The organism is Synechococcus sp. MU1655 (assembly GCF_023630655.1).
In the GTDB taxonomy this organism is placed as follows: domain Bacteria; phylum Cyanobacteriota; class Cyanobacteriia; order PCC-6307; family Cyanobiaceae; genus Synechococcus_C.
In genome coordinates, this window is the sequence record NZ_JAKUHK010000008.1 from 1 (window position 1) to 18,509 (window position 18,509).

Annotated in this window: 20 protein-coding genes and 1 pseudogene; 12 read left to right on the forward strand and 9 right to left on the reverse strand. The window is 54.4% G+C overall.

The genetic code is table 11. The features are described from left to right. A partial coding sequence (locus tag NCN04_RS00955; protein ID WP_502988732.1) for a DUF8631 domain-containing protein occupies positions 1-242 on the reverse strand: 242 nt, incomplete at its 3' end. Positions 243-390: 148 nt separating this feature from the next. On the opposite strand from NCN04_RS00955, the gene NCN04_RS00960 reads away from it, so the two are divergent. The 4 genes from NCN04_RS00960 (at position 391) to NCN04_RS00975 (ending at position 5,133) form a co-directional block, all read left to right on the forward strand. Further along, entirely contained in the window at positions 391-2,187 is a 1,797-nt protein-coding gene (locus NCN04_RS00960; protein ID WP_250394890.1) for a proline--tRNA ligase, read from the forward strand. Positions 2,188-2,218: 31 nt separating this feature from the next. Then, positions 2,219-2,641, forward strand: coding sequence for a photosystem II protein Psb27 (gene psb27, locus NCN04_RS00965; protein WP_048346932.1), 423 nt, complete (start codon positions 2,219-2,221; stop codon positions 2,639-2,641). Positions 2,642-2,707: 66 nt separating this feature from the next. Continuing rightward, positions 2,708-4,045 carry an adenylosuccinate synthase gene (locus tag NCN04_RS00970; protein ID WP_250394891.1) on the forward strand — a complete coding sequence of 446 codons (1,338 nt, stop codon included), beginning with the start codon at positions 2,708-2,710 and terminating at the stop codon, positions 4,043-4,045. 74 nt (positions 4,046-4,119) lie between these two features. Continuing rightward, the gene (locus tag NCN04_RS00975; protein WP_048346933.1) at positions 4,120-5,133 is read left to right on the forward strand and encodes an adenosine kinase; all 1,014 of its coding nucleotides are present in this window, start codon (positions 4,120-4,122) and stop codon (positions 5,131-5,133) included. Here NCN04_RS00975 and cutA read toward each other — a convergent pair. Together cutA and cobK are read right to left on the reverse strand one after the other, a co-directional pair. Then, positions 5,117-5,416: a divalent-cation tolerance protein CutA gene (gene cutA, locus NCN04_RS00980; RefSeq protein ID WP_502988733.1), complete on the reverse strand. Its 300-nt coding sequence runs from the start codon at positions 5,414-5,416 to the stop codon at positions 5,117-5,119. The genes NCN04_RS00975 and cutA overlap by 17 nt on opposite strands. A gap of 16 nt (positions 5,417-5,432) precedes the next feature. Next, positions 5,433-6,227: a precorrin-6A reductase gene (cobK, locus tag NCN04_RS00985; protein ID WP_250394893.1), complete on the reverse strand. Its 795-nt coding sequence runs from the start codon at positions 6,225-6,227 to the stop codon at positions 5,433-5,435. Positions 6,228-6,256: 29 nt separating this feature from the next. On the opposite strand from cobK, the gene NCN04_RS00990 reads away from it, so the two are divergent. Then, positions 6,257-6,739 (forward strand): single-stranded DNA-binding protein, encoded by a 483-nt coding sequence (locus NCN04_RS00990; RefSeq protein WP_250394894.1) that lies wholly within the window; start codon positions 6,257-6,259, stop codon positions 6,737-6,739. 21 nt (positions 6,740-6,760) lie between these two features. Here the strand turns inward: NCN04_RS00990 and NCN04_RS00995 are convergent, their stop codons facing one another. Continuing rightward, complete coding sequence (locus NCN04_RS00995; protein ID WP_048346936.1) at positions 6,761-6,955, reverse strand: DUF8666 family protein; 195 nt, start codon at positions 6,953-6,955, stop codon at positions 6,761-6,763. Between the two features lie 67 nt (positions 6,956-7,022). Between NCN04_RS00995 and NCN04_RS01000 the strand changes: the two genes are divergently transcribed. Genes NCN04_RS01000 through NCN04_RS01010 form a run of 3 tightly spaced genes read left to right on the forward strand, consistent with a single transcriptional unit; the run spans position 7,023 to position 9,556 of the window. After that, positions 7,023-7,589, forward strand: a complete 567-nt coding sequence (locus NCN04_RS01000) for a DUF2854 domain-containing protein (RefSeq protein ID WP_048348260.1) — start codon at positions 7,023-7,025, stop codon at positions 7,587-7,589. 11 nt (positions 7,590-7,600) lie between these two features. Further along, positions 7,601-8,458 carry an acetylglutamate kinase gene (gene argB / locus NCN04_RS01005; protein ID WP_048346937.1) on the forward strand — a complete coding sequence of 286 codons (858 nt, stop codon included), beginning with the start codon at positions 7,601-7,603 and terminating at the stop codon, positions 8,456-8,458. Between the two features lie 3 nt (positions 8,459-8,461). Beyond that, a complete protein-coding gene (locus NCN04_RS01010; RefSeq protein ID WP_250394895.1) occupies positions 8,462-9,556 on the forward strand; it encodes a DUF3153 domain-containing protein in 1,095 nt (364 codons plus the stop codon). 2 nt (positions 9,557-9,558) lie between these two features. Here NCN04_RS01010 and priA read toward each other — a convergent pair whose 3' ends face one another. Next, complete coding sequence (priA, locus tag NCN04_RS01015) at positions 9,559-11,838, reverse strand: replication restart helicase PriA (RefSeq protein ID WP_250394896.1); 2,280 nt, start codon at positions 11,836-11,838, stop codon at positions 9,559-9,561. A gap of 318 nt (positions 11,839-12,156) precedes the next feature. On the opposite strand from priA, the gene rpoD reads away from it, so the two are divergent. Together rpoD and NCN04_RS01025 are read left to right on the forward strand one after the other, a co-directional pair. Beyond that, entirely contained in the window at positions 12,157-13,494 is a 1,338-nt protein-coding gene (gene rpoD, locus NCN04_RS01020) for an RNA polymerase sigma factor RpoD (RefSeq protein WP_250394897.1), read from the forward strand. A 417-nt stretch (positions 13,495-13,911) separates the two neighbouring features. Continuing rightward, positions 13,912-14,268 carry a hypothetical protein gene (locus NCN04_RS01025; RefSeq protein ID WP_250394898.1) on the forward strand — a complete coding sequence of 119 codons (357 nt, stop codon included), beginning with the start codon at positions 13,912-13,914 and terminating at the stop codon, positions 14,266-14,268. A gap of 68 nt (positions 14,269-14,336) precedes the next feature. Here NCN04_RS01025 and NCN04_RS01030 read toward each other — a convergent pair whose 3' ends face one another. Then, entirely contained in the window at positions 14,337-14,792 is a 456-nt protein-coding gene (locus tag NCN04_RS01030; protein WP_048346943.1) for a DUF6561 domain-containing protein, read from the reverse strand. Positions 14,793-14,927: 135 nt separating this feature from the next. On the opposite strand from NCN04_RS01030, the gene hemC reads away from it, so the two are divergent. After that, positions 14,928-15,878 carry a hydroxymethylbilane synthase gene (gene hemC / locus NCN04_RS01035; RefSeq protein ID WP_250394899.1) on the forward strand — a complete coding sequence of 317 codons (951 nt, stop codon included), beginning with the start codon at positions 14,928-14,930 and terminating at the stop codon, positions 15,876-15,878. Positions 15,879-15,887: 9 nt separating this feature from the next. On the opposite strand, the gene NCN04_RS01040 is transcribed toward hemC, so the two are convergent. Beyond that, positions 15,888-16,415, reverse strand: a complete 528-nt coding sequence (locus NCN04_RS01040) for a L,D-transpeptidase (protein ID WP_250394901.1) — start codon at positions 16,413-16,415, stop codon at positions 15,888-15,890. A gap of 128 nt (positions 16,416-16,543) precedes the next feature. On the opposite strand from NCN04_RS01040, the gene NCN04_RS01045 reads away from it, so the two are divergent. Continuing rightward, the gene (locus NCN04_RS01045) at positions 16,544-17,521 is read left to right on the forward strand and encodes a hypothetical protein (protein WP_250394900.1); all 978 of its coding nucleotides are present in this window, start codon (positions 16,544-16,546) and stop codon (positions 17,519-17,521) included. 73 nt (positions 17,522-17,594) lie between these two features. Here NCN04_RS01045 and NCN04_RS01050 read toward each other — a convergent pair whose 3' ends face one another. Together NCN04_RS01050 and NCN04_RS01055 are read right to left on the reverse strand one after the other, a co-directional pair. After that, positions 17,595-18,182, reverse strand: coding sequence for an inorganic diphosphatase (locus NCN04_RS01050; protein ID WP_048346946.1), 588 nt, complete (start codon positions 18,180-18,182; stop codon positions 17,595-17,597). 82 nt (positions 18,183-18,264) lie between these two features. Further along, positions 18,265-18,509 (reverse strand): annotated as a pseudogene (locus NCN04_RS01055) (carboxypeptidase M32); the annotation flags it as partial.

Genomic DNA, 18,509 nt, shown 5'->3' on the forward strand with positions numbered 1-18,509 from the left:
GGATCTTTTTGATCGCTTCGATATTCAGGATTTAACTTCTTGGGGTTAAAAGGAGGATTTAAATTGCGAGTGTCAGTATTCGTGTAGCGATAAACGGATGCTCTAGATCGGTTCAATGATTTCTGAACATCATCGATAGCCACTAATGCATCTGATTGAGCCATCACCACATCAACATCTGCTCCAGATACTGAAGAATCGTCGGCAGCAGAAACAGGACTATCGATCGACCTAGGAAACATGAGACTGATTTAGGACGCGCTGGATTGGGCCGACAGTAGCAGCTGAAATTCAGGATGCCAGAGAGGTTCCAGGCGATCGGGACACTTCCTAAAGCGACCTTTTTATGCAGCGGTGGTAGCTTCCAATCTCACTCAACTCAGAATTGCTATGCGCGTCTCCCGCCTGATGCTGGTGACGCTGCGGGATGTTCCCGCTGACGCCGAAATCGCCTCGCAACAATTGCTGATTCGTGGCGGATATATCCGACGCGTTGGATCAGGAATCTATGCCTATCTCCCACTGATGTGGAGGGTCCTTCAAAGGGTGATGAGAATCGTCAGGGATGAGATGAATCAAGTTGGGGCACTTGAAACATTGTTACCTCAACTTCAACCCGCCGAATTGTGGGAAAAAAGTGGCCGTTGGCAGGGATACACCGCAGGCGAGGGGATCATGTTCCACCTTGAGGATCGCCAGGAGCGCTCCCTTGGCTTAGGCCCTACCCATGAGGAAGTGATCACGGAATTAGCCAGTGACCTACTGAAGTCCTATCGCCAGCTCCCCGTCACTCTTTACCAAATTCAGAGCAAATTCAGGGACGAGATTCGCCCGCGCTTTGGCTTGATGCGAGGCCGAGAATTCATCATGAAGGATGCCTATTCCTTCCATGCGGATGAAGGCGACCTGGCCAGCATGTATGCGGAGATGGAAAGGGCCTACACCCGGGTGTTCCAACGTTGCGGTCTGACGGCTGTCGGAGTGGATGCCGACAGTGGAGCCATCGGCGGCGCCGCATCCCAAGAGTTCATGGTGACGGCAGATGCTGGAGAAGATTTAATCCTCATCAGCCCTGATGGTGATTACGCAGCAAATCAAGAGAAAGCCGTCTCAATCGCACCCCCTGCTCAGGCCTTACCAAGCGGAGAACCACAGGTTATTTCCACTCCAAAACAGATCACGATTGAGCAGCTCTGCTCCGCCCAATCGCTTGATCCCAGCCAGATCGTGAAAGTTCTGCTACTGCTTGCCAAGCTCGAATCTGGCGATGAACAGCCGGTTCTTGTCTGTCTACGCGGAGATCAAGAACTCAACGAGGTCAAGCTTGTTAATGCACTGACGCAACAACTCGACAGCCCCGTTCTCGATCTCAGCCCGATCAACGCCGATCAACTGAAATCACAAGGACTGAAGCCTCTCCCGTTTGGCTCAATCGGTCCTGACCTCCCTGATGACGTCCTCACCGGAGCGCGCAGCTGGAACACTCGGTTCTTCAAACTCGCCGACACAACAGCTGCGGAGCTGGAGCGTTTTGTCTGCGGAGCCAACACCAGCGATGAGCATCGCTGGGGGTGCAGCTGGTCTGATCTCGGAAGCATGCATGCGCTGGATCTCCGCAATGCCAAGGCAGGGGATCACTGTGTCCATAGCCCAGAACAGAGCCTCGAAGAACGACGGGGAATCGAGGTGGGGCATATTTTTCAACTCGGTCGCAAGTACTCCCAATCAATGGGAGCGCAAATCACCACCAAAGAAGGAAAACAAGAACACCTCTGGATGGGGTGTTACGGCATCGGGATCTCACGGCTGGCCCAGGCCGCCGTTGAGCAACATCACGATGACGCCGGAATGATCTGGCCGCTCAGCATTGCTCCGTTTCAGGTGATCGTGGTGGTGGCCAATGTTCAAGACGAGGTCCAAATGGACCTCGGTGAGGCGATTTACAACGAACTCCGGGACTCGGGGATCGATGCCCTATTGGACGATCGTGGCGAGCGGGCTGGGGTGAAATTCAAGGATGCTGATCTCATTGGCATCCCTTGGAGAGTTGTCGTTGGTCGCTCTGCTGCAGAAGGAAATGTGGAACTGGTGCAACGGTCAGAGCGAGATGCCAACGTTTTAAGCCGAGCCGAAGCAGTCTCGTCCCTTCTCGAAGCCATTCCAACCGAGCTTCGCGTCCAACTCTGACCCGCGTAAAGTCCACCAAAGTCCCTCCGTCATGATCGCCGTACTGAAACGCCTTACCAGCCGTCTAATCAATGTGAGCCTGGCCCTTTGCCTTGGGCTTTCTTTGCTCGTGACGGCCTGCGGAAACGAATCGTCCACGCTGACCGGGGACTACGTCCAAGACACCGTGGCTGTTGCCCATGCCATTCACGACACTTTGGCGTTGCCCCAGGACGCGGCTAATCACCAAGAGGCGGAAGGAGAGGCACGCGACTTAATCACCAAATATGTTTCGCGTTACAGAGCCCGTCCCAAGGTGAACGGCTTGAGTTCGTTCACAACGATGCAAACCGCACTCAACTCCTTAGCTGGTCACTACAACAACTACACCAACCGTCCCGTTCCCGAAGCTCTAAAAGCCAGAATTGACAAGGAGCTGAGCAAGGCCGAGAAAGCAGCAGTTCGCGGCACTTAATCACAAAATTGAACAGCACTTTGACCTGAGGCAGCACTTTCTGCGAAACTGCTGGATTGTGCAGAAATGCGGCTTCGGGCCGCCGATTCTTTGGCCAACGTTGTCGTCATCGGTGCTCAATGGGGCGACGAGGGAAAAGGAAAGATCACCGATCTTCTGAGTCGCTCCGCTGATGTCGTGGTGCGTTATCAGGGAGGCGTTAACGCCGGACACACCATCGTGGTGGATGGTCGAGTTCTCAAACTTCACCTAATCCCTTCTGGAATCCTCTACCCAGACACCACTTGCCTGATCGGCTCCGGAACCGTGATTGATCCCAAGGTGATGCTTGGGGAACTCGACATGCTGATCTCCAACGGGATCGACATTGCAGGCCTGCAGCTGGCATCAACGGCACACGTCACGATGCCCTACCACCGCCTCTTGGATCTGGCGATGGAAAAGCAACGCGGTGAACGCAAAATCGGCACCACCGGTCGCGGCATCGGCCCCACGTATGCCGATAAGTCTCAACGCAGTGGCATTCGCGTCTTAGACCTCCTCGACGAAGCTCGACTTCGGGATCGGCTGGAAGGGCCGCTGAGCGAGAAAAATCAATTACTTGAAACCATCTATGGCGAAAAGCCACTGGATGCTGAAGAGATCATCCGTGAATATCTGGCTTACGGAAAACGCTTAGCCCCTCATGTGGTGGATTGCACCCGCGCCATTCATGAAGCCGCAAGCGACCGCAAGAACATTTTGTTTGAGGGAGCTCAAGGAACTCTGCTGGATCTCGATCACGGCACCTATCCCTACGTGACCTCCTCCAACCCGGTGTCAGGAGGTGCCTGCATTGGGGCAGGTGTGGGCCCAACCCTGATCGACAGAGTGATTGGGGTCGCCAAGGCCTACACCACTCGGGTTGGGGAAGGTCCCTTCCCTACAGAGCTTTCAGGAAGTTTGAACGACCAGCTGTGTGATCGAGGCGGGGAATTTGGAACGACCACGGGGCGCCGTCGCCGCTGTGGCTGGTTTGATGGCGTCATTGGGCGCTACGCCGTTCAAGTCAATGGACTGGATTGCCTTGCAATCACCAAGCTCGATGTCCTGGACGAAATGGATGAGATCAAAGTGTCCGTTGCCTACGAGCTCAATGGCGAACGCATCGATTACTTCCCCAGTAGCTCCGAAGATTTCGCTCGCTGCAAACCAATCTTTGAGACCCTCCCAGGTTGGCAATGTTCCACAGCTGAATGCCGTCGACTCGAAGACCTTCCTGCTCCGGCGATGGACTATCTGCGCTTCCTCGCTGACTTAATGGACGTTCCGATTGCGATTGTTTCCCTCGGGGCCAGTCGAGACCAAACAATCGTGGTGGAAGATCCGATCCATGGCCCGAAGCGCGCGCTCCTCAGCGCCTGAGCGCGCTCGCGTCGGCGCTTCACAGCCGCGATCCAACGAACAGCCATACTTCCGCTGTATTAACGACAGCAGAGATGTCCTCCACTCCCCGGTTCAGCACTACCAGTTCTCTCGACGTGGTGGGCATCGGTAATGCCATCGTCGATGTCTTGGTTCAAACCGAGGACCAGTTTCTAACCGATCACAACCTCACCAAGGGCAGCATGGCCCTCGTTGACGAAGAACAAGCCAAAATCCTTTACGAGGCGAGCGGTGCAGGTCTCGAAACCTCTGGAGGTTCAGCCGCCAACACACTGGCCGGACTCGCTCAGCTCGGAAGCAAGGCTGGTTTCATCGGTCGTGTGCGTGACGACCAACTCGGAACCATCTTTACCCACGACATCCGCGCCGTAGGGACCCGTTTCGAGACACCGGCAGCAGTGACCGGTGCGAGCACGGCCCGTTGCCTCATTCTCGTCACTTCGGATGCCGAACGGACGATGTGCACCTACCTCGGTGCCTCGACTCAACTGGACCCTGATGATCTCGACCTCTCGATGGTTCGCGACACCAAAATCCTGTATCTCGAGGGCTACCTCTGGGACAGTCCAGAAGCAAAAAAAGCCTTCATCACAGCGGCTGAAGCCTGCAGAGCAAGCGGCGGACAAGTCGCCCTCTCCCTCTCTGACGGCTTCTGCGTTGACCGTCACCGTGACAGCTTTCTCGAGCTTGTCGATGGACATGTTGACGTGCTGTTCGCCAATGAGGATGAGATCAAATCGCTCTACGGAGCAGCAGATTTCGAGAGCGCGCTTGAGCAAGTGAAAGGTCGCTGCAGCGTGGCCGTCCTGACCCGCAGTGCCCAAGGGTCTGTCGTTCTTTGCGGTGATCAGAGGTGGGAAATCCCCTCCTACAAGCTCGGCGATCTCGTCGATACCACTGGAGCAGGAGATCTCTATGCGGGTGGCTTCCTGCATGGCTACACCCAAGACCTTCCCTTGGATGTCTGCGGGAAAATGGGGTCAATCTGCGCCGGACAGGTTGTGACCCAATTAGGACCTCGTTCCAAGGTTTCATTGCCAGACCTCATTGCTAAGCATCTGGATTGATAGACGCCGCGGCCCAAGCGCCATAGGCGTGCGATGACTGAGCCTGCCAATGAAGAATCTCGGGGGTGTCGTAGCTGTGGAGTGCCTCAATAGCTCCAAGCAACGCGTTCAATCCCGTTGCAGTGGTCTTGATCAAAAGCTGCACTTCCTTGGCCTCTTCAACCACGCCTTTCCAGCGGTAGCACGACTGAATCGCCTGAAGGCTCACGCATGCGGCAAGCTCACGGCTGATCAGCGTCTGAGCAAGTGAATCAGCTCTCTCTTGATCAGCCTCCGTCGTCAAGACCAACCAGAAAGCATCAGGGTGTTGTGCCATTCAGGTGCACCAGAAGCTGGTCCAAGCTATGCACAACAGGAACGTCAGCCATGGGAACTGGTCGGCGCAGAAGCCATAACCCAAGCCCCATCTCCATCGAAAGATTGTCCCAGAGCGACTCAGTCGCTCCCCCCGACTGCCTACAAAGCACGTCCGTAATGCCCCAGCGCCTGCAAAGTGCAGCTTCCAGTGCTCCTGGCTCGGAACCCTGAAGGGGTCGTACCACTGCGAGTTGTTCCTGTGAAACACCCGCTGCTGCTGCCTGGACCAGAGACATCGGCGACGGCAGAACCCTTGCAAAAACGATGGCCCCTGCTTGTCGAGCGACCTTCGCGGCCTCAACCAACTGGCGGGCACCGAGGGCCAGAAGAAGTCGTTGTCCTGCTAAGGGCTGATTGGCAAGGTCAGCGATGGAGCCGAGCACAACGGCCTTGCCCGACGCCTCCCTCAGGCGTTCGAACCGCACCAGTTGCTGGCCAGAGCCCTGACAAGACTGGTGCAACTGAGTACTAATCCTCAGCGCAAACGGGTGCGTGGCATCCACAACCCAATCCACAGGAATCCTCTGCAGCCATTGCGAAATTGCCTGCGAACCTCCCAGAGCACCGACGTGTATCGCTTCCACAGCCATTCCCCGATAAGGATGGGCAGCCATGTCACTGACAACGCTGACGTGAACCTGCCAGCCCTGGGAGATCAAAGCCGCAGCCAAAGGGGGGCCATCACCCGTACCTGCCAGCAACCAAACAGTCCCCTGGCGATTCGTCTGTCGGTGCATCAGGATGGCGATCACTGTGACAGCTGAGAATGAACCACTGCGTGCTCGAGGTGGATGTCCTTCAAGCTCCCACCCTGCGATACACCCAAGACAATCAAACGCCCATTGCTGAGATGGACGTGTCCTTCGATGCCCTCCGACCCGATGACCCTAAGGGGCAATTGAAGGTCGTCGGATGGGGCAACCTCGCCCAGGACCTTCAAAATCGCGTGCAAGTCGGGCAGCGGCTCGTGATTGAGGGCCGACTGCGCATGAACACAGTTCCCCGTCAAGACGGCACCAAAGAGAAGAGAGCTGAGTTCACCCTCTCCAGGCTGCATTCAGTGGGTGCAGCGGGATCCAGCCCGGGCCAGCCCCCTGCCGCTGCTCGCAAAGCGCCAGCTCGACCCGTACCAGCTCAGACGCCCCAGTCTTCCGAATCACCGACCAAGCCCGCGGCGGCTGGACAGGATTCAGCGGCTCAATGGAACACCTCTCCCCTTGTTCCCGAGACCGACGACATTCCCTTTTAACGCCAGCAAGGAGCAGGGTTTTTACTGATTTTTGTCAGACAATTGCTCTGAAGCACGCAAGAGCAGCTGACCAAGCTCTCGCTCGAGGGCCGCTAGATCCAGTCTCAAAGCTGGCCAGCGGCCGCGATCAATTTGTTCGAGCAACCAAGCGCGATCCGTCTCCAGCTGAGCAATGAGCTCTCTGGTTTCAACAGCCTGTTGGGACGAGGGATTCATGATTGTTGGACTCCTCCACCCATCCTGCAGTCCTCTTGGTCACAATGGCTGCAATGCACGGGCCTCAATGAACGAGCTCATTTCGCCCGGAAGTCTGATCACCATCGCTGGCGGTGTCCTCACCGTGGTTGGTGCTCTGGCCTACGGAGCTGGCAATGCCAATCTCAGCCTTCCCACCATCTTTTACGGAATTCCCATTCTTCTCGGGGGTCTTGCCCTCAAATCCTCGGAACTTCCCCCAGCACGCCGGGTGACTCCCAAAAGGCAATTTCGCGAAGAACGCGAAACGGCATCTCCCGAACTGGTCAAGTTGCTGAACGATGTCACACGCTGGCGCTATGGGCAGAAAGCTCACTTAGAGAGCTCACTCGAAGCGTTGAAACTCTGGGATGAAGACAAGCCGTCTCAGCTGCTGGAAATTGAAGAGATGAGTAATGAAGCCGGATATGGTCTGAGGATGCGCTTTGCCTGTGAAGCAGTGGGGCTCGAGCGTTGGCAAGAACGCCGCGAGCGCTTGGGTCGTTTTTTTTCGAAAGGTATGGAAGCGGAAATTATTCCACTGGAAAACGATCAACTCGATTTGACCCTGCTCCCCAAGAATGAGGCCACGAGAGGCGAGCATGGAGAGCCCTGAGCAGCTGCAGCATGGATGATTCCCTACGGGTCTCCGTCCTGAGCGAGGCCCTTCCTTACATCCAACGCTTCGCTGGTCGGCGCATCGTGGTCAAGTACGGCGGCGCGGCCATGGTCCACGCAGAGTTGCGTGATGCCGTATTCCGCGACATCGCCCTACTTGCCAGTGTGGGAGTGCAGCCGGTGGTGGTTCATGGGGGTGGCCCAGAGATCAACACCTGGCTGAAGCGACTCGACATTCCCTCCGAATTTCGTGGCGGTTTGCGGGTCACCGATTCCGACACGATGGACGTGGTGGAGATGGTTCTTGTTGGCCGAGTGAACAAACAGATCGTCAACGGACTCAACCGTCTTGGAGCAAGCGCTGTAGGCCTCAGCGGTAGCGACGGCCGACTGGTGGAGGCTCGTCAATGGGGGGATGGCAACCATGGCTTGGTCGGCGACGTGGCTCGGGTGAATCCCGATGTGTTGGAACCACTTCTGGCACGGGGATATGTTCCTGTGATTTCAAGCGTGGCTGCCAACCCGGATGGGGAATCTCACAACATCAATGCCGACACGGTTGCTGGAGAGCTTGCTGCGGCACTCGAGGCAGAGAAATTGATTTTGTTGACTGACACCCAAGGAATCCTTCGCGATCGAGACAATCCCGACTCCCTGATCCGACAGCTCAGGCTGTCGGAGGCACGGCAATTGATCCACGATGGCGTTGTTGCCGGTGGGATGACGCCCAAAACAGAATGCTGCATTCGTGCTCTGGCTCAAGGGGTTGCTGCAGCCCACATCGTGGATGGTCGTGTCCCCCACGCTCTTCTCCTTGAAGTGTTCACCGATGCAGGCATCGGAACGATGGTTTTGGGCCGCGGTTAATCGATGACCAATGCACTGGTAGCCGCGGAAGCCGCTCTCGAGCGTGGCGATTACGGCCAGTGCATCGCACTGTTGGAGCCGCTCGCAGAAGCCAACACGATCAGTGACAGTCAAGGAGCTGAGATCCACATGCTGTTGGTCACAGCCTGGATGGGGAAGGGGGATGAGAGCAAGGCCCTGAGCACCTGCCGACGCCTCACACGATGCAAAGATCCAGAGCTAAGAACACGGGCACGGCAGTTGCTGGATGTTCTTGAGGCGCCAAGCCTGGAAAGGCCTGCGCGCTGGTCAATGCAATTGCCAACATTGGAGATGGATCCGCGGGTTGGCCAACGACCCAAGCTATTCAATCGCCGCAAACTGCCACCACCACCACCATCACCTCCTACCGGTCCAACTCGAGCCCCGGCAGGTGGCTTCGCATTACTTGTCATCACCGTGCTGGTTGGGCTCATGCTCTTGTTGAGCGGCTGCGTACGCATCACTGCAGATCTCAGCCTCCCAGGAGCAGACAGGGTGGAGATGGCTTGGACAATCGACAGTCGCAGTGGCTTGAAACTTCCTTGGCAGGACGCGTTCAGCCGAGAGTTGAGAGCGATGCATCTGCCTTGGAAGGTTCGCAACTCAGGACAAGGTCATCTTGAGGTCAAAGCACCAATCCAAAACAGTGAGGACGCCGCTGCACTCCTGAGCCAAACGGTCGAAGCAGCAGGACGAACAGCCGGCCTTGTACTACCAGCACCCACCCTCAAACTGGAAGAGCGCAACTGGCTCGTGGGTCTCAAGCAAGAGCTGCTGTTGGAACTGGATTTAAGAGCTCTGGAGAGCCTGAATGAGCTGCAAATTGTGGTGCGTCTTGGGAACCAAGCGAGCTTGCACGATCTGCAAAGCAGCCCTGCAATCGCAAGCAAAAACGCCAAGGGAGAGCTCATCTGGCCGCTCACGATTGGCGTGCAGAACCGGTTGCAGTGGAGTCAATGGCGCTGGAGCCGCCTTGGAGTAGGCAGTCTCGCGATCGTGGCGCTGCTGATTTTGACTGCCAGCTTGCAACGGCTTCGGCTGATGATGGGTTTCGGTTACCCGGAATTACCGTCCTGAATTCAGAGCTGTAGCGGGTCTGGATCAACAGCCAGTGACACCCCACTGGGCAAGCCATCCCAAAGGGAGCTGCCAGAGGGCAAAGGCAAGGCCGAAGCTTGTGGACCATGCATCAAGAGCTGCCAGCGACTGCGTCCAGCAACCCTTGCCACCGGAGCTGGAGCTGGACCGATGAGCTGCCAACCAGCATCCTTGCAACCGGGCCGAAGTTGTTCCGCCACAACGGCAGCAGCAGTTGCCGTTGTGGATGCGGACGTCCCAGACAGCCGCAAGACACAAGCCCTGGCATAGGGCACCAATCCGGCTTCGCGTCGCTCCCGAGCTTCCTCCTCCAAAAAACGCTCGTAACGACCATCGACCAAGTGCAAAATCACCGGATGATCGGGGCTATAGGTCTGAACAAGGACTTGCCCGGGACGCTCTCCACGGCCAGCCCTGCCTGCGAGTTGCAATAACAACTGAAGCGCCTGCTCCCCAGCCCGGAGATCGGGACGGTGCAACAAGCCATCAGCTGCCAACACGGCGGCCAGCGTGACGCTTGGCAGGTCCATCCCTTTCGCCAGCATTTGGGTTCCCACCAAGACATCCGCTTCACCCGCCGCAAATTGCTCCAACAAACGCCGATGTCCGTCGCGTCCACCGGTGGTATCGCGATCAAAGCGCAGCAATCGCAGACCCTCCAACTCAGACTCCAGTTGCTCCAAAACCCTTTGAGTGCCAGCACCAAAGGGCTTAAAAGCTGACGAGCCACAATGCCCACAGTTCGTCGTCACCGGGGCTCGGTAATCACACCAGTGGCAACGCAGCCACTGGTGACCGGTGCTTTTTCCATGAACGGTCAACGCCACATCGCAATGCGGACACTGCGTTACCTCACCACAGCTTCGGCAGCTCAAAAACGTGCTGTATCCACGGCGGGGCACTAGCACAACCGCCTGTTCTCCCTGTTCAGGAAGTTTCGACAAACGATCCATCAGCGCCCTGCTGATCAAGCGCCGATGGCCATCGGCGAGCTCATGGCGCATGTCGATGATCTGAACCGGCGGCAAAGGCTGATGAGAGATGCGCTGTTGAAGACGAGCTAAAGCCAACGGACCCTCTGGAGCGAGTTGAATCCAGGTCTCAAGTGAGGGTGTTGCACTACCCAGCAAGACACGACCTCCCTCCCTTTGCACTCTCGCCATCGCAAGGTCCCGGGCGTGATAGCAGGGCATCGGAGACTCCTGCTTGTAGGAGCTGTCGTGCTCCTCGTCCAAGACAATCAAACCCAGGGGACTGAGCGGCAGAAAAATGGCCGAACGGGTGCCCACAATGACGAGAGGTTCTTCTGCCTCCAAGCTGTTTCGCCAGGTGTGGACCCGTTCTCTTTCTTTGCAACCACTGTGATATTCGAGCACTCGAGAGCCAAATCGACGCCGACAGCGATCCACCAGCTGGGGAATCAAACCAATTTCGGGAGTCAGCAACAAAACATGTCGCCCTGCTGCCAACTCATCAGCGGCGAGCTGGAGGTAGACCTCGGTCTTCCCTGAACCGGTGATTCCCCAAAGCAACACACCTCCACCCTCGGGTTGATTTTGAAGGGTTTCAATTGCAACCCGCTGCTCGCTGTTGAGAGTTCTGGGAGCTTCAGTCGCATCGACCAAGTTCACCGACACCGGACTTGGCTGCGCATCAGAGGCGAGACGCAACTCACGAACCAAAAGCTCTCGGCGCACTAGGGCTTGCACGATTCCTGATTGAAAACCTGCAGCGACGAGATCTCGCTGCCACGCTCCCCCCCCGAACTCCTGCAACTTGGACACCAAGCAGGCCTGTCGCGCTGGCAAATCAGCATCCAAATGGGGGGTGCTGTCAGGCAAGGACACCCACCAAAGCTTGCGTTCCTTCACGGTTGTCACAACGCGCTGCCCCAACCAGCCAGGAGGGAGAGCTGCTTTCAGCATTCGAAACGGGCTGGTATGACAACGTTGTGCCATCTCCTCAAGCCACAATCTCCAGGCTTGTCCAACGGCAGCCGATTGCAGGAGCGCATCCACAGGCTGGAGCGGGCGGCTTGCATCCTCAGGTTGTGTTCGACAGGCCGTGACCAACCCCTGAATGCGGCGACCGCGCAGGGACACCTGAACAAGATCCCCTAAACGAACATTCAGTTGCTTCTGATCGCAGTACGTGAAGGTGCGACCATCCCGACCCGCTTCAACCCAAACATCGACCACCACTAGAACTGGTGGCGGGCGGACGGGGTTTTTCGAAAAATCGGCTATTGGGGTTGCGTTCATGACACGTTTTTTTTAAGATAAATATTGGACAGCTTCAAAGGCTGTTGTTGGAACAAGCAGAGTTCCTTCCAAAGGGAAGATCCGAAGCTCGAGCCATGGAATTCCATGAAGCCGACCGGTCTGAGAATGCCCTTGACAGTTCTGCATCGGACCCCTCCAGCTCTCCCAATTTTGCTTAACGCTCAGCGTTTTTCTTTGCGCACCGTTTCTATGAAGGGAAGGTGACGCCTCAAAAGCATCCGCCCGCATCAGGACGGTTGCATTGACTGTTGATGACATTCGCTTCCTATTCCGCTCTCTCCTTCGTTACTGACCGCCATGAGTCCTGCCGCGACCAAGTTGGCAAAGGCCAAAGCAAAACAAGCGCCTTCAATCATGATGCTGGCCGACGAGAAAGGTCAGCCCAAGCAAGTGAAGGCCAAAGCAAAGCCTGCCTCAAAAGCCAAGGCAGGAACAAAGGCCAGCACCAAACCAAAGGTAAGTAAACCCACTAGCAAAGCTAAAACCAGCAAAGCCAAAACCAGCAAAGCCAGCAGCAAAGCCAAAGTCAGCGCTACTTCAGCGAACCTGGACGCCTCTGCAGATCAACTACTGGCTGCAGCTGCAACGACTGCCACCGCAGTAACAGCCACTGAGACGTCAGCAGCAAAAGCCAAAGCAGAAGCGAAAGCCAAGGTTTTAGCGAGCATCAAGGTAGGACCCAAAGGTGTTTACACCGAAGATTCCATCCGCGTTTACCTTCAGGAAATCGGACGCATTCGCTTACTGCGTCCGGACGAAGAGATTGAATTGGCTCGCAAAATTGCGGACCTACTGCATCTCGAAGAACTCGCAGCGCAGTTTGAAAGCGATAACGGCAAACTTCCTGACACCAAGGAATGGGCAGCACTGGTTGAGATGCCAGTGATTCGCTTCCGCAGACGATTGATGCTTGGCCGACGAGCCAAAGAAAAAATGGTGCAATCGAACTTGCGCCTCGTGGTGTCGATTGCCAAGAAATACATGAACCGAGGCCTTAGTTTTCAGGACCTCATTCAGGAAGGCAGCCTTGGCCTCATTCGTGCCGCAGAAAAATTCGACCATGAAAAAGGATATAAGTTCTCAACTTATGCCACCTGGTGGATCCGACAAGCCATCACTCGCGCCATCGCTGATCAATCGCGAACCATCCGACTACCTGTTCACCTTTACGAGACTATTTCCAGGATCAAGAAAACAACCAAGGTCCTCAGTCAGGAATTTGGACGCAAACCAACAGAGGAAGAAATCGCCGAGTCGATGGAAATGACCATCGAGAAATTGCGCTTTATCGCCAAGAGTGCACAGCTTCCAATTTCCCTCGAAACACCCATCGGCAAAGAAGAGGATTCACGGCTAGGCGACTTTATTGAAGCCGATATCGAAAATCCAGAGCAAGATGTTGCTAAAAATCTTCTTCGCGAAGACCTTGAAGGAGTTCTTGCAACCCTTAGCCCTCGCGAACGAGATGTCCTGCGCCTTCGCTACGGCCTTGACGATGGACGCATGAAAACATTGGAAGAAATTGGACAAATCTTTGATGTAACCCGTGAGCGGATTCGTCAAATTGAAGCCAAAGCCCTTCGTAAATTACGTCATCCCAACAGGAATGGAGTTCTCAAGGAATACATCAAATAAAAAGCCAAGCTTGAGGTAGTAGTTCTCCCACCTCCTGTCTTTAACGGGGGGTTTTTCAATGCTCCATTGCAGATCAACTTATTACCTGTAAAGCGAATTAGCCATCGATATACTTGAGGAGGATCTTACAAGTAAGATCTGTTTTAATATTCCTCTCCTTCCCCCATTTAAGGCCTCGAATTCATCGAGGCCACCTGCAAGATCCTGAATCAAGATGTGAAACTCCTGAGGTCCCCGCTGGCTGGGGCACGCATCGAATGACTGATTCTGAGCCTGAAAAGGGACGCCCAGAAGGGACAGGAACGGAATACAGAAGAGACTTCTCTCGTCAAAGCATGACATCCATTAGCTACTCACACTGACACCAAACCTTCAAACAAAACACATCAACTAAAACCTTACCCACCAACAAAGCCAATGAGTATCAACCACAGACACGCACCACGCGACTTCCTAGAGGCGCTGGAGTCACTCAAACAAGCAAGACTTGCGACCCATGCATTTATGACGCATGACCACCTATTCAGGGGCCTAACCGAAGCTGAACAAAATAGCTTGCAAAACAGCATCACACCATTCTTTAATGCAATTTTTGAAATCGAAGACAGAATTCTATCCTGGTATCGCGACATTCATCCAGAGCTCATAGACGATGACGACCTAATCGAATCAATCGAGGAAGAGTTTGGCTACGAAACGCTACTTTCCGAAAAAGCAAAACTAGACTTAGAAAAAATCCTCAAAGAAGACACTGAAGAAACCACTCAAATCTAAGCGCATAAATTTGATTAACTCAAGACTCAAAACCCAATACTGATCACGACATTCTTGCAAGCATCGACCTACACTTCCCCCTCAATGCATTCAGTGAATTCCTGGAAAGCTCTCTTCAGTCGTTCAACAGGCGTCTCCGAAGGCGGACACTCTTGGGATGTATTGCGTGCATAAACCTGAAGAAGCCGAGGATCAGGATCAAGAATGGATGCCACCGCAGCCTTGTAAACCACAATATTTTTTTGTGAGGTCAAGCCCTCTAAGTAAGGCTCTAACTCCCAAGGCTGATTGGGGTTGGCTTTGATCACGCTGAGTGGACGAATCAATTGATACGCCCTTTCGCCATCTGGATCCGTTGTGTTCCTAAGCCGCGCCATCAAGACACCGCCACTGCTTAATAGAATCAATTTGATCGTGCCCTCATTTAAGAGAGGCAAAAAAGGGAGGGCCTCCTTCATGGACGCTGCCTGATCCGCGACAGGCAGGCCGTCCTTCCGAACACCGTTCACCACAGGCCCTGGCATGGCAATCGCTCACTTGTGATGAATTGTAAAGCTGGGCGTTCGAGCAAGGGCGGCGACCCATGCCAATTTTCATAGACAGGCAGGTGACAGCGGGGGGCACGTCTGCGTAATCTTGCGGACTGAAGTCTCTCAAACATGGCCCTAGAGCACCTGCGCATCGCCTCACGCCGCAGCCAGCTGGCCATGGTTCAGACCAATTGGGTCAAAGCAGAACTTGAAAAAGCCCACCCTGGTCTTGCCATCTCTGTTGAAGCAATGGCGACCCAAGGCGACAAAATCCTCGACGTTGCCCTAGCAAAGATCGGAGACAAAGGCTTATTCACCAAAGAGCTAGAAGCTCAAATGCTGGTAGGCCGTGCCGAGATCGCCGTTCACTCCCTGAAAGACCTCCCCACAAATCTTCCCGAGGGGCTGATGCTGGGTTGCATCACCGAGCGGGAAGACCCCGCAGATGCCTTAGTGGTGAACAGCAAAAATGCTGAGTACACACTTGAGACACTGCCGGAGGGTTCCATTGTTGGAACCAGCTCTCTACGGCGCCTAGCCCAACTGCGCTATCACTACCCGCATCTTCAGTTCAAAGACGTTCGCGGAAACGTCATTACACGGCTCGAGAAGCTCGACTCAGGTAATTACGACTGTTTGATTCTGGCCGCAGCTGGACTCAGCCGACTCGGCTTCGGAGATCGAATTCACCAAAGCATCCCAGGGAACATCTCCCTTCACGCGGTGGGGCAAGGAGCTCTAGGGATTGAATGCGTTTGCGATCGCCCCGAAGTGATGGAGCTGATTCAAGTGCTAAATCATGGACCAACCGCAGCCCGTTGCTTAGCGGAACGCGCATTCCTGAGAGTTCTTGAGGGAGGCTGCCAAGTGCCAATCGGCGTCAACACTCAAATCAAGGGAGACACGATCCAGCTCACGGGAATGGTGGCCAGCCTCGACGGCAAACGGCTGATCCGTGACGAGCAAGCCGGCTCCCTAGCCGACCCTGAAGCGGTGGGACGAGACCTCGCCCACAAGCTCAAGGATCAAGGAGCCGGCGAGATCCTTCAAGAGATCTTTGAACAGGAGCGAAGCCAGTGATCGCTGGGCTCAACGCGTAATTTCTACAGCCATCCCCACTTCTACGTGGTCGTAGAGCTGTTGAACATGCGCATTCAACATGCGCACACAGCCATTGGATACGGCCGCTCTGGTTTTCACCCAATGGGGCCAGGGAGTGCCATGAATGCCAAATTGATTGGGTCCACTGCGTAGGAAGCCAATCCAGCGATGTCCCAACGGGCTTTGAGGACCGCGTTTGGGATGCACCTTTCCTGACTTGGTGCTCTGGTACTGAGGATTAATCATCATGTTCTCGACCTTGAACATCCCAGAAGGCGTGGGGGTCTTGGGATCACCAATCGCTACCGGCCATGGGCCCAGGGTCTGACCCTGTCGCACAACGCTGATTTGCCTTCGGCCCAAGTCCAAGACAACACGCCCCTCCACGGGGTGACGCACAGCCATCGATACATGGGTGAGCTGAGATCGAGACAGAGCTGGAGCCGCCACAAGCAAAGAGGAGGCGAACAACGCCACTGGAAGGCCAGAAGCGCAAGCAGTGCATTTAAGACTCACGAGTAGACGGCCAAGACTCACTGGTCTCAACGTATGCACTGTGCGAAAAAAAAACCGCACACCGCGCGAAGCGAAACCTTAAGGATTTAAGAAATGTGCTACTCAATCCCCAGCCCATCAAGACTGGAATGAAGCACCAACTGTCCTGGCCCGCAGGAGACGCACAGCTGTTCCTACAAGCCATGCAAGAAGTGGGCTCCATGGGAGGCATTGCAAATATTGAGCCCATCACCATGGAAATGATGGAATCCATTCAGAACTTTGTTCTGAAGTCGTCCATCGACCTGAACCATCTAAACGGGATCAAACCTGAAGATCTATCAGCAAAAATATCCGACAGAAACAAACGAGAGCAACTCCTTCAAATTCTTATTCTTATCCCTTATGTTGACATGAAGGTCGACCCCAGGATGGTCGCGATTGTAGATAATTTTGCAGATCACTTAGAAATTCACCCCCAAACCATTAAAGATCTACATCGAGTTCGAGACAACCACTTAAAGCGACTTCTAATTGATTACGGACGCAGGAGTCTAGGCGAATTCTTAGGCCTCGACTCAGCACCGAAAGTCATCAAAGGTGTCATCACAATGTTCCATCAAGCCATCGGAGATCGGTCTGTCTCCGAACGCTATCAACAACTAGAGACCTATCCAGAAGGCAGCCTAGGCCACACTTTATTCCATTGGTATCGAGACAGGAATTGGGCACTACCCGGGGAGAAAAAAAGCACATCTGAATTGCTCTTAAATCATGATTGCTGCCACATCCTTGGAGGATTTAATACAGATGTGCAAGGCGAGATGAATGTAGCGGCATTTCAAGCTGGGCTTTTTGATGATGGATTTGGATTTGAATCACTTCTAGAAGTCATCCTAGATTTTCACTTAGGGAAAGCTTTCAGTACTGTTGGAAACATCATTCCACCCTCAACTGGAGCCTTTCACCCAAACGATGCGATGGCTGGCTATGAAAAGGGTCTAGCATGCAATGTGAACCTAATTAAAGATTTAGACTTCTGGCTAGAAGCTGACCAACCCGTTTTAACACTGAGAGACAAATTCAACATTCCAGCCTCATCCGAACCTCTTTTAATCAAGCCCTAAAGCAACCAATAAGCAAAAAAAAACGGGGTTACACCCCGCTTTTACCAAAGTCTTCAAAAGGGTTCTCAGGACGTCAGTCAACCAACTTGGGATCAATATCAGTCATGTAGCGAGCTTCGCAGCTCTTGATGATCTCCACAGCTTTTTCGGTGCCAAAAAATCCATTCACCGTGCAGGTTCCTGGCTTCTTCAAATCCTTGTAGTGCTCCCAGTAGTAAGTGGTTTCCTTTTTCCATTGTTCACCAAGATCTTCGAAGCTCTTGATGTGATCAACGCGTTTGTCATCGGCCAAAACGGCGATCACTTTGTCATCAACCTCACCACCATCATCAAAGGTCATAATCCCGATGATCCTTGCTTCCACAATCGACCCCGGAATCAAGGGTTCGGTCACATTCACGATCTCAATATCGAGAGGGTCACCGTCCTCATCCCAAGTGCGAGGAATACAGCCATAGGCAAAGGGATAAGCCAGAGACGAGTAACCAACCCGATCCAACTTCAGATGGCCTGTTTCCGTAATGAGCTCGTACTTGTTGATCGTATTGGAGTTGAGCTCCACGATGGTGTTGAGGCGTAGCTCAGCCTCATCAGCAAAGGCCGGCAGCACATGAAGCAGGTTGGGCATGCTGCGGCTTGGAGCCTGGTCGAGATTGGCCATGAAAGAGGACGATCAGCGCCGGAATCCTACGGGGAGGCAGATCCAAGTTATACAGCACGCATTCGCAACTTGAGCGTAACGGCTAAGTGCCAGCAACTGAGCTCGTGGCTAAAACCCGATCGAGTTTGTCTTCTAAATAGCGCAAGAATGGTTCAGAAGTCAGGGCTCGGCCACTCACGGTCTGCACCAATTGTTCCGCATTCATGGCCCGTCCGATGGGGTGTACATGCTCACGGAGCCAGTCCAACAAAGGGGTGACATCACCCCGACGAACATGCTCTTCGGGTGAACCGATGGCAGCAGCCATCGCCTCGCTCAGCTGAGCAC